The 19,537-nt window shown below is 34.6% G+C and carries 21 protein-coding genes; 12 read left to right on the forward strand and 9 right to left on the reverse strand.

Features of this window, described 5'->3' with window-relative positions; genetic code table 11:
• The first annotated feature begins 230 nt into the window (after window positions 1–230).
• Window positions 231–860, forward strand: a complete 630-nt coding sequence (locus ACR9EA_RS05175) for a TetR/AcrR family transcriptional regulator (RefSeq protein WP_435138421.1) — start codon at window positions 231–233, stop codon at window positions 858–860.
• 113 nt (window positions 861–973) lie between these two features.
• Here the strand turns inward: ACR9EA_RS05175 and ACR9EA_RS05180 are convergent, their stop codons facing one another.
• The gene (locus ACR9EA_RS05180) at window positions 974–2,623 is read right to left on the reverse strand and encodes a helix-turn-helix domain-containing protein (protein WP_435138423.1); all 1,650 of its coding nucleotides are present in this window, start codon (window positions 2,621–2,623) and stop codon (window positions 974–976) included.
• Window positions 2,624–3,465: 842 nt separating this feature from the next.
• On the opposite strand from ACR9EA_RS05180, the gene ACR9EA_RS05185 reads away from it, so the two are divergent.
• The 10 genes from ACR9EA_RS05185 (at window position 3,466) to ACR9EA_RS05230 (ending at window position 11,019) form a co-directional block, all read left to right on the forward strand.
• Window positions 3,466–4,587 (forward strand): thioredoxin-like domain-containing protein, encoded by a 1,122-nt coding sequence (locus ACR9EA_RS05185; protein WP_435138425.1) that lies wholly within the window; start codon window positions 3,466–3,468, stop codon window positions 4,585–4,587.
• 112 nt (window positions 4,588–4,699) lie between these two features.
• Window positions 4,700–5,131 carry a hypothetical protein gene (locus tag ACR9EA_RS05190; RefSeq protein ID WP_435138427.1) on the forward strand — a complete coding sequence of 144 codons (432 nt, stop codon included), beginning with the start codon at window positions 4,700–4,702 and terminating at the stop codon, window positions 5,129–5,131.
• A gap of 181 nt (window positions 5,132–5,312) precedes the next feature.
• Window positions 5,313–5,783 carry a hypothetical protein gene (locus ACR9EA_RS05195; RefSeq protein WP_435138429.1) on the forward strand — a complete coding sequence of 157 codons (471 nt, stop codon included), beginning with the start codon at window positions 5,313–5,315 and terminating at the stop codon, window positions 5,781–5,783.
• Window positions 5,784–5,947: 164 nt separating this feature from the next.
• The gene (locus ACR9EA_RS05200; protein WP_435138431.1) at window positions 5,948–6,481 is read left to right on the forward strand and encodes a hypothetical protein; all 534 of its coding nucleotides are present in this window, start codon (window positions 5,948–5,950) and stop codon (window positions 6,479–6,481) included.
• A gap of 139 nt (window positions 6,482–6,620) precedes the next feature.
• A complete protein-coding gene (locus ACR9EA_RS05205; protein ID WP_435138433.1) occupies window positions 6,621–7,895 on the forward strand; it encodes an amidohydrolase family protein in 1,275 nt (424 codons plus the stop codon).
• Window positions 7,896–7,957: 62 nt separating this feature from the next.
• The gene (locus tag ACR9EA_RS05210) at window positions 7,958–8,503 is read left to right on the forward strand and encodes a DUF6252 family protein (protein ID WP_435138435.1); all 546 of its coding nucleotides are present in this window, start codon (window positions 7,958–7,960) and stop codon (window positions 8,501–8,503) included.
• A gap of 6 nt (window positions 8,504–8,509) precedes the next feature.
• Window positions 8,510–9,052 carry a hypothetical protein gene (locus ACR9EA_RS05215; RefSeq protein ID WP_435138437.1) on the forward strand — a complete coding sequence of 181 codons (543 nt, stop codon included), beginning with the start codon at window positions 8,510–8,512 and terminating at the stop codon, window positions 9,050–9,052.
• Between the two features lie 6 nt (window positions 9,053–9,058).
• On the forward strand, window positions 9,059–9,628 hold the full coding sequence (locus tag ACR9EA_RS05220; protein WP_435138439.1) for a hypothetical protein: 570 nt from the start codon (window positions 9,059–9,061) through the stop codon (window positions 9,626–9,628).
• A 140-nt stretch (window positions 9,629–9,768) separates the two neighbouring features.
• A complete protein-coding gene (locus ACR9EA_RS05225; RefSeq protein ID WP_435138441.1) occupies window positions 9,769–10,296 on the forward strand; it encodes a DUF6252 family protein in 528 nt (175 codons plus the stop codon).
• Between the two features lie 192 nt (window positions 10,297–10,488).
• Entirely contained in the window at window positions 10,489–11,019 is a 531-nt protein-coding gene (locus ACR9EA_RS05230) for a DUF6252 family protein (RefSeq protein ID WP_435138443.1), read from the forward strand.
• Window positions 11,020–11,235: 216 nt separating this feature from the next.
• Here ACR9EA_RS05230 and ACR9EA_RS05235 read toward each other — a convergent pair whose 3' ends face one another.
• The 7 genes from ACR9EA_RS05235 to ACR9EA_RS05265 all read right to left on the reverse strand — a co-directional run bounded on the left by ACR9EA_RS05235 (window position 11,236) and on the right by ACR9EA_RS05265 (window position 18,011).
• A complete protein-coding gene (locus ACR9EA_RS05235; RefSeq protein ID WP_435138445.1) occupies window positions 11,236–12,057 on the reverse strand; it encodes a DUF4138 domain-containing protein in 822 nt (273 codons plus the stop codon).
• Window positions 12,058–12,077: 20 nt separating this feature from the next.
• Window positions 12,078–13,004, reverse strand: a complete 927-nt coding sequence (gene traM / locus ACR9EA_RS05240) for a conjugative transposon protein TraM (RefSeq protein ID WP_435138447.1) — start codon at window positions 13,002–13,004, stop codon at window positions 12,078–12,080.
• Window positions 13,005–13,009: 5 nt separating this feature from the next.
• Window positions 13,010–13,633 (reverse strand): conjugal transfer protein TraK, encoded by a 624-nt coding sequence (locus tag ACR9EA_RS05245; RefSeq protein WP_435138449.1) that lies wholly within the window; start codon window positions 13,631–13,633, stop codon window positions 13,010–13,012.
• Window positions 13,634–14,464: a hypothetical protein gene (locus ACR9EA_RS05250; protein WP_435138451.1), complete on the reverse strand. Its 831-nt coding sequence runs from the start codon at window positions 14,462–14,464 to the stop codon at window positions 13,634–13,636.
• An 11-nt stretch (window positions 14,465–14,475) separates the two neighbouring features.
• Complete coding sequence (locus tag ACR9EA_RS05255; RefSeq protein ID WP_435138453.1) at window positions 14,476–15,045, reverse strand: conjugal transfer protein; 570 nt, start codon at window positions 15,043–15,045, stop codon at window positions 14,476–14,478.
• Window positions 15,042–17,456, reverse strand: coding sequence for a TraG family conjugative transposon ATPase (locus ACR9EA_RS05260; protein WP_435138455.1), 2,415 nt, complete (start codon window positions 17,454–17,456; stop codon window positions 15,042–15,044). The genes ACR9EA_RS05255 and ACR9EA_RS05260 overlap by 4 nt, the downstream gene beginning before the upstream one ends.
• A gap of 267 nt (window positions 17,457–17,723) precedes the next feature.
• Window positions 17,724–18,011: a hypothetical protein gene (locus tag ACR9EA_RS05265; protein WP_435138457.1), complete on the reverse strand. Its 288-nt coding sequence runs from the start codon at window positions 18,009–18,011 to the stop codon at window positions 17,724–17,726.
• A gap of 173 nt (window positions 18,012–18,184) precedes the next feature.
• Between ACR9EA_RS05265 and ACR9EA_RS05270 the strand changes: the two genes are divergently transcribed.
• Window positions 18,185–18,838, forward strand: coding sequence for an N-acetylmuramoyl-L-alanine amidase family protein (locus tag ACR9EA_RS05270; protein WP_435138459.1), 654 nt, complete (start codon window positions 18,185–18,187; stop codon window positions 18,836–18,838).
• 62 nt (window positions 18,839–18,900) lie between these two features.
• On the opposite strand, the gene ACR9EA_RS05275 is transcribed toward ACR9EA_RS05270, so the two are convergent.
• Window positions 18,901–19,452: an Imm63 family immunity protein gene (locus tag ACR9EA_RS05275; protein ID WP_435138461.1), complete on the reverse strand. Its 552-nt coding sequence runs from the start codon at window positions 19,450–19,452 to the stop codon at window positions 18,901–18,903.
• Between the last annotated feature and the right edge of the window lie 85 nt (window positions 19,453–19,537).

Genomic DNA, 19,537 nt, shown 5'->3' on the forward strand with positions numbered 1-19,537 from the left:
TTTCATCATTGTTATCAGCTTTTCTTTAGTCTTATGGTAACCCACACTATAGAACATTTGGATAAAGCACTAAACGGTTTTGAATATGTCAATCAGGAGTTGAATATTTCTACTAAAAAATGATTGTTTTTAACTTTACAGGTTTGGTTGAAGAATTTATTTGATGTAGCCTTTATCTTTTATAAGAATATTTTTTATTTTCATGAGGATTAAAACAAACGATGAATAGGGTGAGAAAAACATATCAAGGAGAAATTAATAATAAAGAGCGTTCAAAACAAAAGCTTATAAGCGCAGTTGGAAAGGTGCTTAAAACGAAAGGCTATATAGGATTGACTGCAACCAATATTGCCAACGCCGCTGGATTAAGCCGTCGTCTTATAACCACGTATTTTGAATCTGTAGATGAATTAGTTGAAACTTATGTTAGAAGTAAAGATTATTGGATTGAAGCCTCGGGGATAACGAAAGAAATGATCTCAGAAAACAAGGGTGAAGAAACGAAGGAGTTGTTAAATAATCTATTACAAAATCAGTTAGATTTTTTTTATAATAGCCCAGAGATGCAAAAACTTGTTTTATGGGAAATAAGTAAAAAATCAAAAATCATGTATGAAGTATGTGATGAGAGAGAACAGTTAGGCAGTCAAGTATTTGAATTAATAGATAAAGAGCTACAAGACAATAAAACAGATATACGCGCCATATCTGCTTTATTGGTTGCTGGTATCTATTATATGGTATTACATGCTAAATCGACCGACACAACTTTCTGTGAAATTGATATTAACGAACCCGAAGGGATGCGGAGAATTAAAAATGCAGTAAGTTTAATTTTAGATATGTCTTATCACAATTAATTATTTAAAAATAGAAATTCTTTCGGAATATATTTTTCGGTAGTTGTTAGTTAAAATATTAAGGGATAATATCATTTTTTGAAAAGCTCTTTGTGTTATATATAGTTAGTAATTTACTCCCTTTTTTCCAGTTCTTTAATAAAAAGAGAAGGTTTTATTTCTGTTATTTTAGTAAATGATTTCGAGAATGATTCAGCAGAGTTAAATCCAGACTCTTCCGCAATTGCTTTTACGGTATATTTTCTGAAAACAGGATCCGATTTCAATCGGGAAATACAATGGGTTATCCGTAAGTCGTTAAGATAATTTGAAAAGCTTTTCCCTTTATGGTGATTGATGATTTTGGATAAATAGTTAGCATTCGTATTTAATTCATTAGCAAGGCTATTAATCTTTATTTGAGAATTTAAAAAGCCCTTGTTCTTTTCAAAATCATTTAGTTTGGTTATAACTTCTAGGACTATTTCTTCTTTTATATTTAAGGATTTAGAATCTGATTTTGTGTTAACGATGTCTTTTTTAGGAGTCGTTGTGTCTTCTTCTAAAAGTTCCTGTAATTTTTTTCTATAGTGGCGTCTCTTATATAGTATCCAAATTAAGAGTAACAAAATGAGTGATGCGCAAAAGAAAATAAAAAATAAATATGACTTTTTTTCTTTTTGTAAACTTAAAACTAGTCGATCTCTATCTTTTAATAGAATTGGGGTGTTGTATTCTTTATTAAGTCGTTGTGTTAAATTTTTATAACGTTTGTTAAGTACATTATCTATTTCAAGTAAGCGTCTAACATACTTTAATTCATTAGCGACATCTTCATTTTTATGGAAATGATCTATTAAGGCTTCATATCCGTTTCGAAATTCAGGTTCTAAATCATTAATGAGGTATGTTATGGAATCTAGTTTTACAAAGGAATTTACAAAATCTTTTGTTTGATTTAATTGCTTTGCACTCATACCCATAAAATAATAGCACATCGCTAAATTAGATAGGTCTTTATTATTTATAAATTTAGGCCTTACTTTTTTGAGACTATCGTAACTCTTTTGATAAGCAAAATTGTCGTAATTAATACAGGCTTCATTCAGTTTAAAATAGGGGATAAGTTCTTGTTTGTCATAATGAACGGATTCTTTTAAGCCCAAATTATTGTATAAAATTGCAGAATCTAATGCTTGCAAATGTCTGTAAGCATCACTTATGGCGTATAGGGAAATTAGATAGTCATTATAATTTTCTTTTTCTATAAATTCATTTTTAGCATGTTTAAAAATCGTTAGAGCTTCTTGGTAATACCCTAATCTCGATTTAATTAATGCAATATTGAAGTCTACATCTGTGTTATCTGAAAGCGCTTTGGATTTTAAATAATAAGTCAATGCATTATCGTATTCTCTGCTATCGTAATAAATACCTCCTAAAACATAATATACTTCGGATAATTCTGATAAAAACTGCTTCTTGTTTTTGGATTCTTTTAATAGGTTTACTACGCTGTCCTTATACTGTGTTCTTTTCGTGTGTTTTATATAATATTTGTATCCTGATATCAGATTAAAAGTATCATTATGGCTTTTAGCTTTTTTTACATATGCTTTTATATTCTGAAGAAGACATGTGGTATCCGATTTACAATTTTTAATCTTTTCTTTTAAGATATTATAATCATATTCCTCTGATAGTTGAATATCTTGAATTTGTCCAAAAAGAAGGTTTAAAAGAGTAGAATAAAGGAATAGGGTAATAATCAGGGCGCACTTCATCAATCTATCGTTTGAAATATTCTGTTTATCGATTTATGTATATAACTTGATAACTAAGTTTTAATTGCCGTCGCAAGATATAGTGCTGAAGCTATAAATTCAACTTTAACATCATAATTTTTAATAAGGAATTTATCTCTAACAGATGTAATACTTTTACAGTTTTTCTCTAAACCTTTAGCAATTATTCTTGCGTTTAACCCTTTATTGGTTTTGAAGGTTATCTAATCTAATATGGGATATCAAATTTACTAAAGGAATGACACTTTATAATTATGCAAATTTATCATGGATTGGATTTTAAATGAATAAAAAGGAAGTATCTCACTAAGTGTGTAAAGTTTAAATATCGAGGGTTAAATGTGTTTAGCTGTTTTATTGACTGCAAAGACAGGAGCATTTATCTATACCTTGTTTTCATAAATATACCACTCTACATTCATGAATCTAGACTTAATAGCTTTCGATTTTCATTTTTTTTAATCTTATTTCGCTCTCAGAATAAATTTGATCCGTTCATTAATATATTCATGAACTATAAATTGAAATTAAATGGTCATAGATGTTAAAATGACAGTTGTTGAGATATATGATTTTTTTTTTTTTTGATAATGCTCATGTTATTCTTAAGTTCATTTATCTGACAATGATATTTAGTCGTATGAAAGTAAAATTTCTAAATATGATAAGTGTGTCATGAATATGGCGTATCAAAAAAAAATAAGAATTAATGCTAATAGGAACATTAATAATTCCTTCAATTTGGCTTTTTAATAGGTTATAAGTTGTAGTGTACTAGATTTTCCTACTAAAATAGTAATGATTAATTTGAAAAATATTTTATGTCAAAAAATAAATTTATAAGTATTATAATTTTTCTTAATATTTTTTCTTGTAAAAATTTAGAAGAAAAATTCAGTCTAAACGGTACGATTACAGTTGAAGGTGTTAAAGACTTAGCATTGGCAAGTGGATTTATCTCAGGTGATTTCTATGATTATAAATTTAATAAAGAGGTTACTAAAGTTTATAACAAAAGGTTTGAAATAGAAGGGGAAATGAATGTGCCCCATGCCTTTTATTTCATCACCAACACAGGAGGTATCTCTGGCCTCTTTTTTCTTGATGAAGTAGAGCAGACTTTATTGATCGATACGTTAAGTATGAATATAACCCCAAAAGTTATTAATTCTAAAACTAACGATGAATATTTATATAAATATTTGCCACGTACGGAAAAGTTAACAGAAAGAGATGAAATATTAAAAAGCCAATGGAATGATTCAATTTCAGATTTAAAAAAAGAACAGATTCGAAACGGAAGAAGAAAAATTAGAGAAAAAAAAGATGAAGTCCTACTGAATTACGTAAAAGAGTACCCTTCCTCAGTAGTTGCCATGTGGTTAATTGCAAGAAACTTTACTATATACGGATTTAAAGAAATATACCATACTGCATATAGTCACTTATCCTTTAATTTAAAAGAGACTTATTGTGGTAAAGCATTAGAATCCAAATTGAAAATAGCTAGTATTACTTCAATACATGGAATATTACCAGATGCATTTCTTAAAGAATATCAAGGTGTTAGTAAGTCAATTTCATTTAAAGAACTTCCTTCGCGGTACACTCTTGTCGATTTCTGGGCAAGTAATTGTGAACCTTGCATAAAACAATTTCCTGCTTTGAAGGAATTGTATGAAACAACAGATCGAAATTATTTTGACATTATTGCAATTTCCACAGATTCAGAACGAACTGCTGAAAATTGGGAGAGGATTATACAGGATAAAACATTAACGTGGAATCAGTTTCTTGATGAAAATGGAGATTTTTCTAAAAAACTTATGATTAATGCTGTTCCTGCAAATTTTTTATTAGATAACAATGGAAAAATTTTATTAAAAAATTTTTCTGTCGAAGAATTGAAAAATTTTCTTAGCACTAATCAGAAAAAGGTATAAGTAAACAATTCATAGGTGAAATTTGTTGTGTATAATTTTGACGCAACCAAAACCGAAATTAAGCATCTTATAAATAAATAACATTATGAGAAATTGGATATACTTACTTTTTTTGACTCTTGTACTAGTATCTTGTAGCAATGAAGATGATGACATAACCGATGAAGTCAACTATTCCATAATTGGAGAAGGTGAATTATATGGAAATGGACAGGAGGAAATTGAACCATCGAACTTAATAATACAAGATTCAGCTTCGTGGAGTGCACTTACTACAAAAATGGATTCTTATAGTAAGATAACAAATACATTCGATAATGATATCGATTTTAGTTCTGATATGGTTCTGGCTATTTTTGACAGTATAAGGGCAAGAACATTTTATACTTTTACAATGACTACAATTCAAGAAACATCAACCAAAGTTATTGTAAACTATAAGAAGACAACAACTAACCAGGGGTACGATGTCATTAACCAGCCTTTTATAGTTGTAAAAATACCAAAATCGAGTAATAAGGAAATTTTGTTTAATCAAAACTAATAGTCTTAGATTAAACAAATTCGTTGTCTTTGCGTTTTCAATTTATATCCTTTTTTACAAGATAAAATTCAAAATTGGGTTGGGTAGGAAGGCAAGTTATCTACGAACCCATTTAAAATAGGTTGTAGCCAATATAACGCAACCAAATAGAACTTCTATTATCTACAAATAAATAGTACTTATGAAAAAAATAATTTTAGGGTTTTTGACAATTGGCATTTTGTTGTCTTGCAGTAGTGATGATGATAACGAATTCAATACCAACGAACAAAATTTTCTTGTTTTTGGGCATTTTTATGGAGAATGTTTTGGAGAAAAATGTGTAGAAACATTTAAACTAACCGATACATCGCTTTTTGAAGATACAGTTGACGACTACAACGGAGAGAATGCCGAATTTGTTGAATTAGAACATGATTTGTTTAAACAAGTTAAAAACATAACGGATTTTTTCCCTAATCAACTTCTCAATCAGAATGAAACAGTTTTTGGTTGTCCAGATTGTACTGACGGAGGAGGATTATTTATTCAATATTCAGAAAATGGGAATTTAAAACGTTGGAGAATTGACCAAGTCAAAGATAATGTTCCTGATTATTTACATATTTTTATTGATAAAGTGAACGAAAAAATAGCACTTATAAACGAATAAAAAATGGCTTATGAGAATGATGTATCTAGCTGATCGCAGCTGAATTCCTTATTGAAATTCTATGCTTATTTAGAGTCTTACCGCACCGATGTCTTACCGAAACCATTATCGTCAATTTTAAATGTTACCAAACTAAGAAAATAGGTTTATAAAATATTAAAAACATGAAAAGCAGAATTCTTATTATTAGTTTATTGTTATTAAGTAGCATAATTTCATCTTGTTCTTCAGATGATGGTTTTAATTATCAAAGTGATTTTGAAAATAGCCGAAATGCTTGGTTGAATTTTAAATCATCATCAAATAATTCATATAAATATACCGTAAATGGAGGTTCAGTTTTTACTACTTATGGTTGGGAGACTACTATTACAGTGTCTAAAGGCGTAATAATTGGACGTGCTTTTAGATACACAAATGGGGCAGAAGATTTTATTCCAGTAGACCAATTGGAATGGACTGAAAATGAAAATGAAATCAACAGTCTCGAGCATGAGCATACAAGCGCATTTACCGCTGTAACCTTAGATGCTATATATATCAAAGCTGAATACGAATGGTTAATAAAGAGGGATAATGCAAATTCGGTTTTTAAAAGTGATAACGATGGGATGATTTCAGCTTGTGGATATTATTTTAATGATTGTCAAGATGATTGTTTCCATGGGGTGCATATTAAAACTATAGAAACCCTTTGAAATTCCGGATGGGTAAAACATTTGAAAATTTAAGTAATCCTGCTATAGGTAAGAAATTTTTGGAAGACGGTAAAAATGATGTTTTAATAGGAAACACATGTAATGAAGCGTCTCTCTATATATAAATTTATTAAAGCCAATGAAAAATATAGGCGTAATATTATTGCTTCTATCAGCTATGTTTGCAGCAGTTTCTTGTAAAGAGAAGGAGACGATTGATTTATTAATTAGTAACACTAGCATAATTTCTGTTGAGAATGAAGCTATTGAAGAGAATAAAGATATTTTAATCAAAGAAGGGAAGATCTTCGGTATTAGTAATCATAAAAAAAGTTATAATGCTTATACCATAAAAGAAAAAATTAATGCAGAAGGTAAATTTGTAATGCCTTCTCTTATAGATATGCATGTGCATATTCCTGATGGTTTAAGCAAAACAATTTTACCAATGTATTTTGCAAATGGTATAAGCTTGGTTAGATCAATGCGGGCAGTGGATAGTTATTCAAAAATTAAAGAGGGGCTTTCAGATAAATATTACTATCCAAGTATTTATTTTTCATCACCTACAATAAGCAGAAAATTGGACTTTGATAGCGAGGAAGTAGATTCTCTCTTTTCAAAATATGCGATAGATGGTTATGATTTCACAAAAATACTAAGTGTTAAAGATTCTACAGTATTTAAAAATATAGTTACGTCTGCTGAAAAGTATAATATAGAATTAGCAGGACATTATCTCCCTAATATTCCTAAGAGTTTGTTTTATAAGGCTAATTATAAAACAGTTGAACATTTGGGTGGATTTATACACAATGATTCTTTGGATTTATCTTCATTAAAGGAATTTATAACTAGAAATATATATATGTGCCCTACCTTAAATTGGTATTATATTTCGGATAAAATTATAGAGGAAAATCAAATTTTAAATAAAGAAGAGTATAGTAGATTTATACCAAATAATATTCTTGAAATTTGGAAAGAACGATATATTTCAAAAAATAAAAATGTGACAGATTATACCAATAGAATAAAAGCAGTAGAGAATATAAATGCCGTAGCCCCAGAGCTTATTATAGCTGGCGGTGACTCTAACATCTATATTGTACCAGGCTTTGGTCTGTATGATGAGCTTAATCGTCTAGAAGATGCAGGGTTATCTCCTTTTCAAATATTAAAAACAGCAACGGTAAATTCTGCAAAGTGTTTAAATATATTTGATAAAACAGGATCAGTCGATATAGGTAAAGAAGCAAGTTTGTTGATTCTAAATGAAAACCCAATAATGAACTTGTCTTCGCTAAAGAACATCTACGGGATTTTTTATAAAAATAGGTATTCAGATAGAACAACTTTAGATTTAATTTTAAAAAAGTCAATAAGTGAATTGAAAAAGACCGACAGATGGTAAACAATTATAGAATCTTAACTTATCTAATTTTTTAAGAAATCATTAAAAAAGTAAACCAAGCTATGAAAAAATTATTATTAATTTTAACAGTCTTAACAACATTATACTCGTGTAGTGAAGATGATGATCAACCAACAAATCCTATCGACCAATTACCTCCTGTCACCCAAACAGGCGAACAAACTTTTGGTTGCTTAATTAATGGTGAACCATTTGTGCCTCCAGTATTTGGTCGTAATGCGCCAAAGGCGTTTTATCAGCTTGTAGATGGTGCTTATTTTTTAGGAATTTCTGCATCAATTAATTCCAGTCCATTAAAAAGTTTAGGTATTGGTGCTGATGCAATTTCAATCAAGGAGAATATGTCTTATACATTCACGCAGGAGGATAAGGATAATCCAGCCTTTTATGCTAGATATCTTTTAGGTGGAGGGATAAATGCGGAATATACAACTACAATAGTTCATAGTGGCATAATTAATATATCAAAATTCGATGAAGATAATTTTATTATATCTGGAACATTTGAATTTGAAGCAGAAGAAATTAATACAGGAGAAATAATTCAAGTTTCGGAAGGTCGATTCGATCTTAACTATACCAACTAAACTATTATGAAGCATTATATTTTATACCTATTGTTGGGTTTGAGCTTAGCAGGCTGTTGTAACGACGACGACCAACCCGAAAACCCTAAAGAACAATTACCACCTGCTACGCAAACCGGCGAACAAACTTTTGGTTGCTTAATTAATGGCGAACCATTTGTGCCACCAATATTTGGTCGTAATGCGCCTAAGGCGTTTTATCAATTTGTAGATGGGGCTTATACCTTGAATATTAGTGGTAGCAATGGAGGAGGTTCTACTTTGCAATCAATTTCCATTGGTGCTATTGATACTCCTTTTATAATAGAAGAAACCACTTATGCTTTATACGAGGAAAGTGAAGGGAAATATTATGGTAAATATAATATAGGAGGAGGAATCACTTATAGTGGAACTTCATCCGAGGAACTCCCAGGCACATTAACCATAACAAACTTCGACCCAAAGAACTTTATTATTTCAGGAACGTTTGAGTTTACAGTTTTAGATGATGACGGCAACGAAATCAATATTACCGATGGCCGTTTCGATATGAATTATACCAATTAAACTTTTATGAAGCATTATATTTTATACCTATTGTTGGGTTTGAGCTTAGCAGGCTGTTGTAACGACGACGACCAACCCGAAAACCCATTAGACCAACTCCCACCAGCAACGCAAACTGGAGCCAACACTGCTGGCTGTTTGGTGGATGGTGAAGTTTTTTTACCTAATAACAAGAGTATGCAACCATTAATTTGTAACTACCTTGATGGAAAAGATTTTTCGATTGTGATATCAAGAAAAATTGATGGAATCACATATAAAATCTACATATATATAGGAGACACACAATTAGAAGTTGGTCAAACTTATGAACTTCGGGAGGAGATAGATGGAACCTCAAAATTTGGATGGTACTATATTCAATATCCACTTCCTGATTTATATACGTTTAATTATAAAACAAAATCAACAATAATAGGCGAATTAGTTATTACACATCACGATTTTGATAAGGCCATATTGAGTGGTACCTTTTGGTTTGATGCTCAATTTAATAGTTCTGAATATTATAATGGAGAAGTTAATGAGAACAAAATTATTAAAGTCAGAGAGGGTCGTTTCGACATGGAATATTAAAGAATATATAAAACCTAAAATTCAAAAACAAATTCCCTATGATAAAGCGCAAAGCAGAAAAGACTATTTACTAGGTAAACAGTCTTTTCAAGAATTCAAATTAAACAATATCTCACAATTATTTATTCTCAAACAAAATTATGAAGCATTATATTTTATACCTATTGTTGAGTTTATCCTTTACAGCCTGTTGTAACGACGACGACCAACCCGAAACCCCTATAGACCAATTACCTCCTGCCACCCAAACTGGAGCCAATACTGCTGGTTGTTTGGTGGATGGTGAAGCTATATACTCAAAAGGACGAAATTTAACATTTCAATTATTTTATAATGATGGAGAAGATTTTGGTCTTTTAGTAAGTAATGAGAAAAATAATATAGACAGGGTTATTCATGTAGCGTCATATAATGAGTCTATGGAAGTAGGTCAAGTTTACCAACTTGTTGGTTATGGTATAGATTCAAAATTTGGGGAGTATGTTATTCAATATCCAGATTTTACAAATAAAGAATATCAAACAACTTCAATTGTTACAGGAGAATTAATTATCACCCATCACGATTTTGACAATGCCATTATTAGTGGCACGTTTTGGTTTGATGCCATTGATAGCAAGGGTAATGTTGTGCAAATTAGGGAAGGGCGATTTGATGGAGAGTATTGATAACATTATAAAGGTTAAGTCTAACAGGAAATTCAGAAACAAATTTCCCATGATAACATAAAGTCACAAAACAGGAAAGACCATTTACCAAGTTTTAAGAAAACTTCATCACTTAGGAATATTCGTAAACAGTGCGAATTCAGGAATTCAAATTAAACAATATCTCACAATTATTTAATCTCAAACAAAATTATGAAGCATTATATTTTATACCTATTGTTGAGTTTATCCTTAACAGCCTGTTGTAACGACGACGATCAACCCGAAACCCCTATAGACCAATTACCCCCTGCCACCCAAACGGGAGCCAATACTGCTGGTTGTTTGGTGGATGGTGAAGCCATATTTCCGAAGGGATCAGGGCTAATTTTTCATTTATTCTATACCGACGGTTTAAATTTTGGATTGGGTATAGGTAATGAGAAAGCAAATGTTGACAGAATAATCAATATAGCTTCTTTGAACGAAAATCTTCAAGAGGGGCAAACTTATCAGCTAAGTCAACATGAAGCAAACGGTAAATATGCTTCATATTCCATTGGTGCCACCCCTCCTCCTAGAGAAAATTTTTTTGAAACAACTTCTACTATTACTGGAGAATTGACTATCACCCATCATGATTTCGATAAGGCCATTATTAGTGGCACGTTTTGGTTTGATGCCATTGATAGCAAGGGTAATGTTGTGCAAATTAGGGAAGGGCGATTTGATGGAGAATATTAATAACATTATAAAGTTTAAGTCTAACATAAAATTCAGAAACAAATTTGCATGAAAACATAAAGCCACAAAACAGGAAAAACCATTTACCAAGTTTTAAGAGAACGTCATCTTTTAGGAATATTTGTAAACAGTGCGAACTCAAGAATACATTTGATTCTACCTCAAATGTGTTTTAATATGTTTTTAGTTGTTGTTGGTGTAAATAGTGGAGTACTGCTAATGAGGCTGATTGATGATTTTGTGATTTAATGCCAAAGTAAGATGGCGTTCTCCATGGGCCTCATTTAGAGTGATAAGTATCTCACGGGCTTTGGATATCGAGAATTTAGGAACTGCATAGACTACCCTTGCTTTTTTATGTTGCTTTAACATTTTCGGGAGTTGGTAGGTATATACGGGTTTTAATATGGATTTTTGCATGGAACTGTGTTGCCCACGTTTTTTAATGGTAATGGCTACTTCTAAATAATTAATGGTATAGTCTAATGTTGATGCATTATGTAGATCCAAAACAAAGTAAAGCACCCCTTGACGGTATACTATGTTTTGAAGGCTCATGGAGACATCGTATTTTTTTCTGGTTTTTATTGGGGCTTGGGATAAGGTGTTTATTAGTTCTTGACAAATCACGTCATAGATAGGAACCGATAAGGGGCGAAGGCTGTCTTTTGGTATGGGATCTGTTTTTGGGTAGGCATACCCTATGGCCGATGTCCCAGAAATGAAGTAATTATAGACCTTCAATTCCTTACAGTATTTTAAATAGTAAGCGTAGACCTCTCCTGATTGACTGATCAATAGAAGGTTGCTATCCTTACCTGGGCTCGCTTGTAGTAAACCAAAATATTCGCTCTGCTCTCGATTGTAACTGAAAACAAAATGTTTAGATCCCGTAATGCCTTGCTTTATGGGATGTTGAAAAAATAGTCCTACGGTCTGGTAATCGTTTGCAAAAATAGTATCCAAAGGTTTGGGGTGCTGTGCTTGAAGCATAGAGTAAAAGCTTAGGGCAAGGATAAGGATATAGCTACGTTTCATGAGATTTATGTTTAGCGTTATTAATTCGGTTTTAAAATCAATTTGTAGTTGTTTACAATCTTAATTTTAAGATTGCGATTGGTGCGTTGAAATACGGTTTTAAGGCCACTTACCTGTGGGATTCCAGCGATATTAATGTCGTCTACAATGTCACCAAGAACTTCAGATTGCGCTTCAGCACGAAAACTGTGCTCTACATAAATGCCTTCATTACCATCGGTTAAGTCGAATGCTTTTAATCGTACAGGCTGGTGATTGATATTGAAAATATTCAATAAGGCCCGATTGGGTTTAAAGCTCACAAAACCATATACCGGTGTGTTTTTGGGGAAGACCTGATTATTAAAATGTACAGGTTGCGCCAAACGCATACGTAAGCGTTGGTTGGCCTTTAGGGTTTGGTTTCCATCGACGACAACAATGATGGAGCTGTCCTTAGTCTTGTAAACAGGTAAAGTCTCGGGGTTTGAAGCGAAAAAAAGTTGGTGCTCCAAGCTTTGTTGTTGGGCTACTAATAGGAAATCAACCACAGCTTTAGCATCTGGGTTAACAGCTAAAGTATCGGTAGTGGAAATTTTGGTTGCTATTTCTGGTGTCCTATAGGATTGTTTATCATAATCCAAAGCGCCCAAACGGAATATACTATCAATAATATGGTCTTTGTTTTTGTCCAATAATTCATTATCGAAAAAACCAAAGGAATCCAATAGCTTTTCATCGTATATACTTGGGGCATTGGTCTGTTTGACTTCTTTTAATTGGTTAATGGCTTCCAATTTTGATGAAAAGGTTTCTTGTTCCTTTTCTAATTGTGGCAGTTCAGGTTGCAGTAATTGTGGAGTGTCCTCTGGTGCTTCCTGAAGAACCTGCCACGCATAAGCACCAATAAACAGAAGAACCAAGATGATAATGGTTATAAATACGAGTTTGGGTTTGGATGCTGTCATAATAATTAATTTTTTGGTGTGTCTGATGCCACTTTACGAAGTTGTTGTTCAAAATAATTGGTAATCAATAGGCCATGGGTATTGTGGGGAAAATGGCGATCGACGTGTATCAATTGTCCTGTAGATTGTAATTCGTAAGTATCTACTACGGTTCCTCGGTTAATTTCAAAAACCGTTGTAGTCGTAAAACGGTAGGGGTCTTGCGTAAGATCCACCTGGGATTCGATGCTTACCACGTGTTGCACCAAGGAATATTGAATCAGACGGTTATAGACGCCGTCAGCGCGTTTTTGGCGGTACAGATCATCCACCGAACTATTGCCCAGCCAGAGTGCCTTTTCAAGGTGGTTTTCGAAGTTACTGGCATCAATATTATAAAAATAACGATGGAACAAATCTAGGTGGGCTAGCACTTCAACCTCTAAATTCTCTCTTTGAGAGACCCATTTTAAAGGAATCACACTGCCATCTGTACTAATGGCGAAAGCATTGTTCAGGGATTTTTGATGCATATCGTAAACGACCCAAGCTGCACTAAGCGTGCTTATAAGTGCAAACCCTATGACGGCCAAAACAATGATGCGATTCAGTCTGAGAACGGTATATATATTTTTAATAGGAGTTTCCATTTAAGTAAAAAGTCTAAAGGTGAATGAAGTAGCGCGACGGTATAATTTGAATTTTAATAAAATGATGAAAGCAATACTGCCCAATTCCACCACTGGAGCAAACACTCGGTGACCAACGTCAGTGCCGAAAAGATTGCTCCAAAACGAGGCGTTCAGTTCGGTATAAATGGCATTGATGAAAATATTGACCATAAAAAATGCGGGAACAAGCATGTAAACCGCAGCATATAATTTAAAAAAGGTATAGGCCAAAGTGCGGAATTTCTCAAATACTGCTAAACTAATGACCAGGGGAAAGAAAGCCTGCATAATGGCCAGTAAGAAATAGCGCTCTGCTAAAAACAAGGGATAGAGGAATAAATCCAAAATCCAGAGACTAAGACTCAATATAAAAGCGAAAATTTTCCAGCCATACAGCGGAGTTACCAGTGCCTCATAGAGAACCGAAAGGGCTCGGCTGGCAGCCTCGACCACATTAACATCTTCTTCCATTGGCAGTTCCTGTAGCTGTAGGGGCAGCAGAGCAGGAGCCGTATCTCGGTATTGGGTTTCTATGGCTACCAGAATACCGTCAAACACCGATAATAATTGCGAAGAAAAGATAACTAGCAGTACCACTACAAAATTTTTGATCAAATCTGTAGGGGTCAAACCCCAAGAAACACCATCTTGGTTCGTAGCGCCCTCACTGTATTTTTTTATAATATTGACCAAAAAGAATACCACGGCCAAAGTTTTCATACCTGTAATGGTGTATTGCGAAAAATCACTGCCTTTAATGGTTTCAAAGATGGCATCCACGTATTCCAATCCAATTCCTAATAGTATCATGATTTTACGGTTTAATAGTTGGTATCACGATGGTTTACGAGATCCTGCATTTTCCGAAATGCAATAATGTCGCGGTAACGTTCTGTTTTTAACTGTAAATCAGAGACCATAGCTTTAGAGGCCTTTTCCCGCTCCTTTAAAATAGCCGTGCGTTCGCCATCGGTCATCTTAAGAAGGTCGCTGGATAGGATTTGGTCTATAAAGTCCAGATCATCCAAGGCTTGGTCTAAAATGGCATTAAAGGATTGACTGATACGTTCCACCTCTTCAGGTTTTACATACGGCGAGTCCAGGATATTCCGGAGATCATCACGTACCATATTGAACAGGCGCTGGTTGTTTTCAGTCAGGGCTTTTACCGCCTTGAGCTGTTTTACAATAGCATTGACCTTTTCGATGTTTTCCTTTTGGTCTTTTAAAAAATTGACCGTTTGGATGAGCTGGGAGGTTTGTTTCGCAGACTCGATTAAGGACTTTGCTAGACTGATGAAGTTGGTGTTGTCGTACACGGGCATGCCCTGGGCAAAGCAATGGTGCTGTATGTTAAGCACAAGTACTAAAGTTAAGAGTAAAGGTTTCATAGGCGTTGGTTTTTGTTGGTATAGGCAGTGATGGCTTTTTCCATACAGCCGTAATTTTCATATAAGGCCATGATGGCATCGTTCTCTGGGCCATCCGTCAGATATGCGGCGTACACTGAAGCCGGTACTTCCAAGCGGAACACATTGCTCTCACGTCCAATTTTAATGAACATTTCGGTGTATTTTAAAGGACCCGATAAATTGTTCTTAATTGACTTGAGTTGGTTCAGGTCGTGTTGTGATAGTTTTAAGCGCTGCTGAAGGTCATCATAGCCCTTTTCATTGTTCAAGCTATATATGATCTGTGTGTTCTCTAGAATGCTGGCCGAAGTTGCCGTATTGGGTAATTGGTTGATGGATTGTAGTATGATGCCAATAGCACCATTTTGCTTGCGAATGGCTTGATAATAGAACTCGACACTTTCTAAAACATTGTCGAATTTTAACTGTTTTGCAAATTCATCAAAAAGTATGATGCCTCGTTCCGAACGGTTTTTCCAAATAGTACGCTGGATGGCCGATTTGATGAGCTTGAGCATCACCGAGAGTATTTCCTTATTGTTTTTCACTTCATCCAGTTCAAATACAATCAGGCGCTTATCCTCCAATTTATAGGTTTGGTCTTCGGTTACCTTAAACAGAAAACTGTACAGGCCATCTCCAACGTATTCCGAGATAATATGGAGGAAATTAGTGATGTTGAAATAGTCCTCATGGATTTTTAGGTGTTTTAATAAATCTTTTTGTTGGCTTTCGATAAAGTGATAGAGGGATTCTAAAGAATGTTCCTGAGCCACGTTTTGATAGTAAAAGGCCAGTATTTTTTTGAGGGCAACGGTTTCTGCCTTATTAGGTGCAGCATTGGCGGCAAAGAGCTCGGAAAGGAAAATGGAAAGATCCTCCAATCGTTCAGGTCCCAAGTCACTGTCCTTGCTGATGTAGAAGGGATTGATACCGAGGTTGCGCCCGGTTTCATACCGTAAAATGGTGTGGTCGTTAGGGTAGAGCTTCGCAAATTTGGTGTAGGAACCCCCAAGATCAATGATAACCAAGCGTACTCCAGATTCAAAATACTGTCTTAAAATATTATTGGCCAAAAAGGATTTGCCCTCACCTGTAGGAGCGAAAACAGCAAAGTTTCGAGCCTTGATGCGCTTCTTGGACTCATCCCACACATCTTTGAAAACGGGTAGGTTATGGCAACGTTCATTAAATAGGATGCCTTGAGGATCTGATCGGTAGTTGCTGGTTTGAATTAAAAGACAAAGGGCGTGTTTTAAATCGGTGACATAAAGGTCGGTGTTGGAAAAATTGGAGGCAAAACAACAATAGCTATTTAAAAGGTAATTTTTACGCGCTTCACCTTTGGGGTAATAGGGAGTCATTTCCAATTCCTTAAATTCTGTTTTAATCTGTGTCCCCAATCGGTCCAAATCACTCAGGGATTTGTCCCAATACACGACGTTTAGTTGTCCTCGAATGATGCGGGCTTGATCGTCGGCGTTGATCTGATGGAGGATTTCCTGAATTTTTTCTAAAATGACCTTATTCTGAGAACCAAAGTTGGCACTCTTTTGCAATTCCTCGACTTTCTTATCTAAATGTTTACGCCAGACTTGTCTATCATCCAGGTAGAACATTTGGTTGATCATATGGTTGCCATGGAGTTGCAGGCCTATACCTTCTATGAACCCTTGATGAAAAGTGAACTCGTCAGAAGTAAATAGGGGATTTTGCTTACTGGTCTGCACAGCATCGTCAAAACAAAGCTCACTGTTAATGGCCAATACATCAAAAAAATGGTCACCAATCTGCGCGTGGCCTTGATCCAAGATTAAATCCGTATCAACATGGCTATTATAACCATTGAAAAAGTCGATTGTCAAGGTGTGGATCTCTGGAGCCTTTAACGGTATAAAGTTTAATTTTTTATGGGCGTTTAGACCAGCGACACTTTCTGAGACCGTTTTAATGAACTGTTGCAGCTTATCATCCAGCTGTTTGACCTGGATGTTTGCTACAGTTTTAAACGGATTAATGAATTGGGACTGGCTCATGGTATTGAGTTTGGGTAAAATGAAAAACACATAACAGTCATGGGATAGATATTCGCGCCCTTTAAAATGGGCGTAAGTGGCTTGTTCTAAAAACGTGTCATGTTTTAGATTCTCGGCCTCATATACCCGTTTGCGATAGAGGTCCTGCTTATGGACGATAGTACCAGCAGGCAGGGTCTTGAGGGCTTGGAACCATGCACCATGTAATTCTTCATAATCTTTTTCCGAAAGCGTGTAAATTTCAGGAAGCTCTAAACGATAGGCTAACAAGGCATTGCCGTTGTTGGCCAGGACCAAATGGTCTTGAATGTCTACTATGGGGTAAATGGAGAATAAATTTAGTTTAGAAGCCATGGCCTATAGATGGTTTTTTGTTAGAAATGAGTTTTGGAAATGACCGTTTATAAGTAAGGGCGGCGGGGCGGTTAGACAACCTCAGTAAACAGATATAAAGACTAACATTACAAAGCAGACACCCCAAGATCAACAAAGCGCCAAAAGAAAAGATTATGATCAAAAGGGAGGCGAGTATCGCCATCATCATCAAGGCAAAAAAAGGTAATGGTAGCCCATAGATCAATGCCTGCTTTCTAATGTTTCTGTAGATGGTAAAGCGTTTCATTACACTACGATACCTATAAGGTAAGTGAAGATTCCAACTACAGCACCTGCTATTAATACAAATACGAGTACCCGGGTGATGCCCTTTTTTAAATCGGCATTTTCACCAAAGAAATGCCCAGCATTAAATAAAAAACCAACAAGGAAAATCACCCCGAGAATGATGGGGAAAATAGACCTAATGGTGTTGGAAATATCGTTAACAGAGTCTTCTATGCCTCCTATTTGGGCAAAGGCAGGCATAGATGTAAAAATCAAAGCCAAAAATACGTACACAGATGTTTTCATAATGATTAGGTTTAGGCCGTTAAGGCGGTTGTTATTCTGATCATTTATGAATGTATTTTGAACCTCCTCTTTTTATGGGAAATGCAAAAATATTAACGTTCTAAAGCGTTAAAATTTAAATACTTAACATGTGAATTTGGAATTGGTTGCATTTTGTGCAATAAAAAAACAAGATGAAAGCGATCAATCAGTATTTGAATTTAGCGGTATTCCTTTCGGTTTTAGGACTCTGTAATGGGTATAGTCAACAGCTCATAGATCAAAAATTTGTAGTGCTATTGGATCCAGGGCATGGGGGATCGGATTCTGGAGCCTGCTCCTTGACAGGAACAATGGAAAAGGACATCGTACTGCAAGTTGTCAACCAAATGCTTAATATCCAGCGTGACTACCCGTCATCGTCCTTGGAATTATTAACTACCCGACAAGAGGATACCTTGTTGAAACTAGGCGTTCGTAGCCAAATGGCTATCGACCAGAACGTGGACTTTTTTATGTCAATTCATTGTAATTATGCGGCTAGTAAAAACGCTCAGGGCATTGAAGTCTTTACGTATTGGAGTCCATCGAAAGTTGGCAAGATATCAATTTTATATGCCTTTGGTTTGGTACAGGGCATGTCCCGCCACTTGGATTGGCCAAGTAGAGGTGTAAAGTTTGCGAATTTTAAGGTGCTTCGTGATCTTGATAAAACCGTGCCAAGCGTATTAGTGGAATTGGGATTTTTATCCCATCCCGAAGAGGGTATCCTATTAGCTAAACCTGAAACTATTCGTGATATTGCTCAAGGCTTATATTATATGTTAAACCAATACTCAAAATTATGAATACGTTTTATCATGCTTTACTGACCTGGTGCAACGAGCTGTTGAAGGCTTTAGGTGCCTGGCTACGATCGTTCAGGTAAGGTTGTAGTAGATCGATACCTTAATGTTTTTGGAGACTTCTTAGGATATTTTTTAGCCACCAGATTCCGAATTTCCAATTCGGTATATCCTTGTTCCTTTAATTGATCGGTATAATCCATTCTTAAAAACATAAAATCATCAAAAGGGTGCTGCTCGATGTGATATTGATGTTCCAAATGTATACGTTGTCCCCATTTAGGGTCGATAAGGCTAAGTAAAACCTCCTGTTTGGAATAAATCATGCGTTTGCAATCCTGATTTCTATTTCGGTGCTTTAACTCATAAGCAGTAGCCATATAGTAGGTAATGGAGGAAAATATCCAATACAGGATTTCATTTTCCTCGGTGGTAGTTTTTCGTTTTAACTCTTGTCCACGTTCTGAAACCACAAAATGAAACTGGCCAGTCGTATCATATTCTATATGTGGTAATGCATCACCTCTTGGGATGTGGTAAGTGGGTAGCAAATGTGTCGGGGCATCTATTTTAAAAGCTAGACGTTCCACTCTGGTTTTTAGTTTGATTAATTGCATGTGGTTAACAGATATTCATAGAGGTACAGCTGCTTCTGTTTTGTGGAAACACATTAAGAAGGAGTGTCTTACTATGTTGATAATT

Origin of the sequence: Formosa sp. A9 (assembly GCF_051200825.1) — a bacterium.
In the GTDB taxonomy this organism is placed as follows: Bacteria; Bacteroidota; Bacteroidia; order Flavobacteriales; family Flavobacteriaceae; genus Formosa.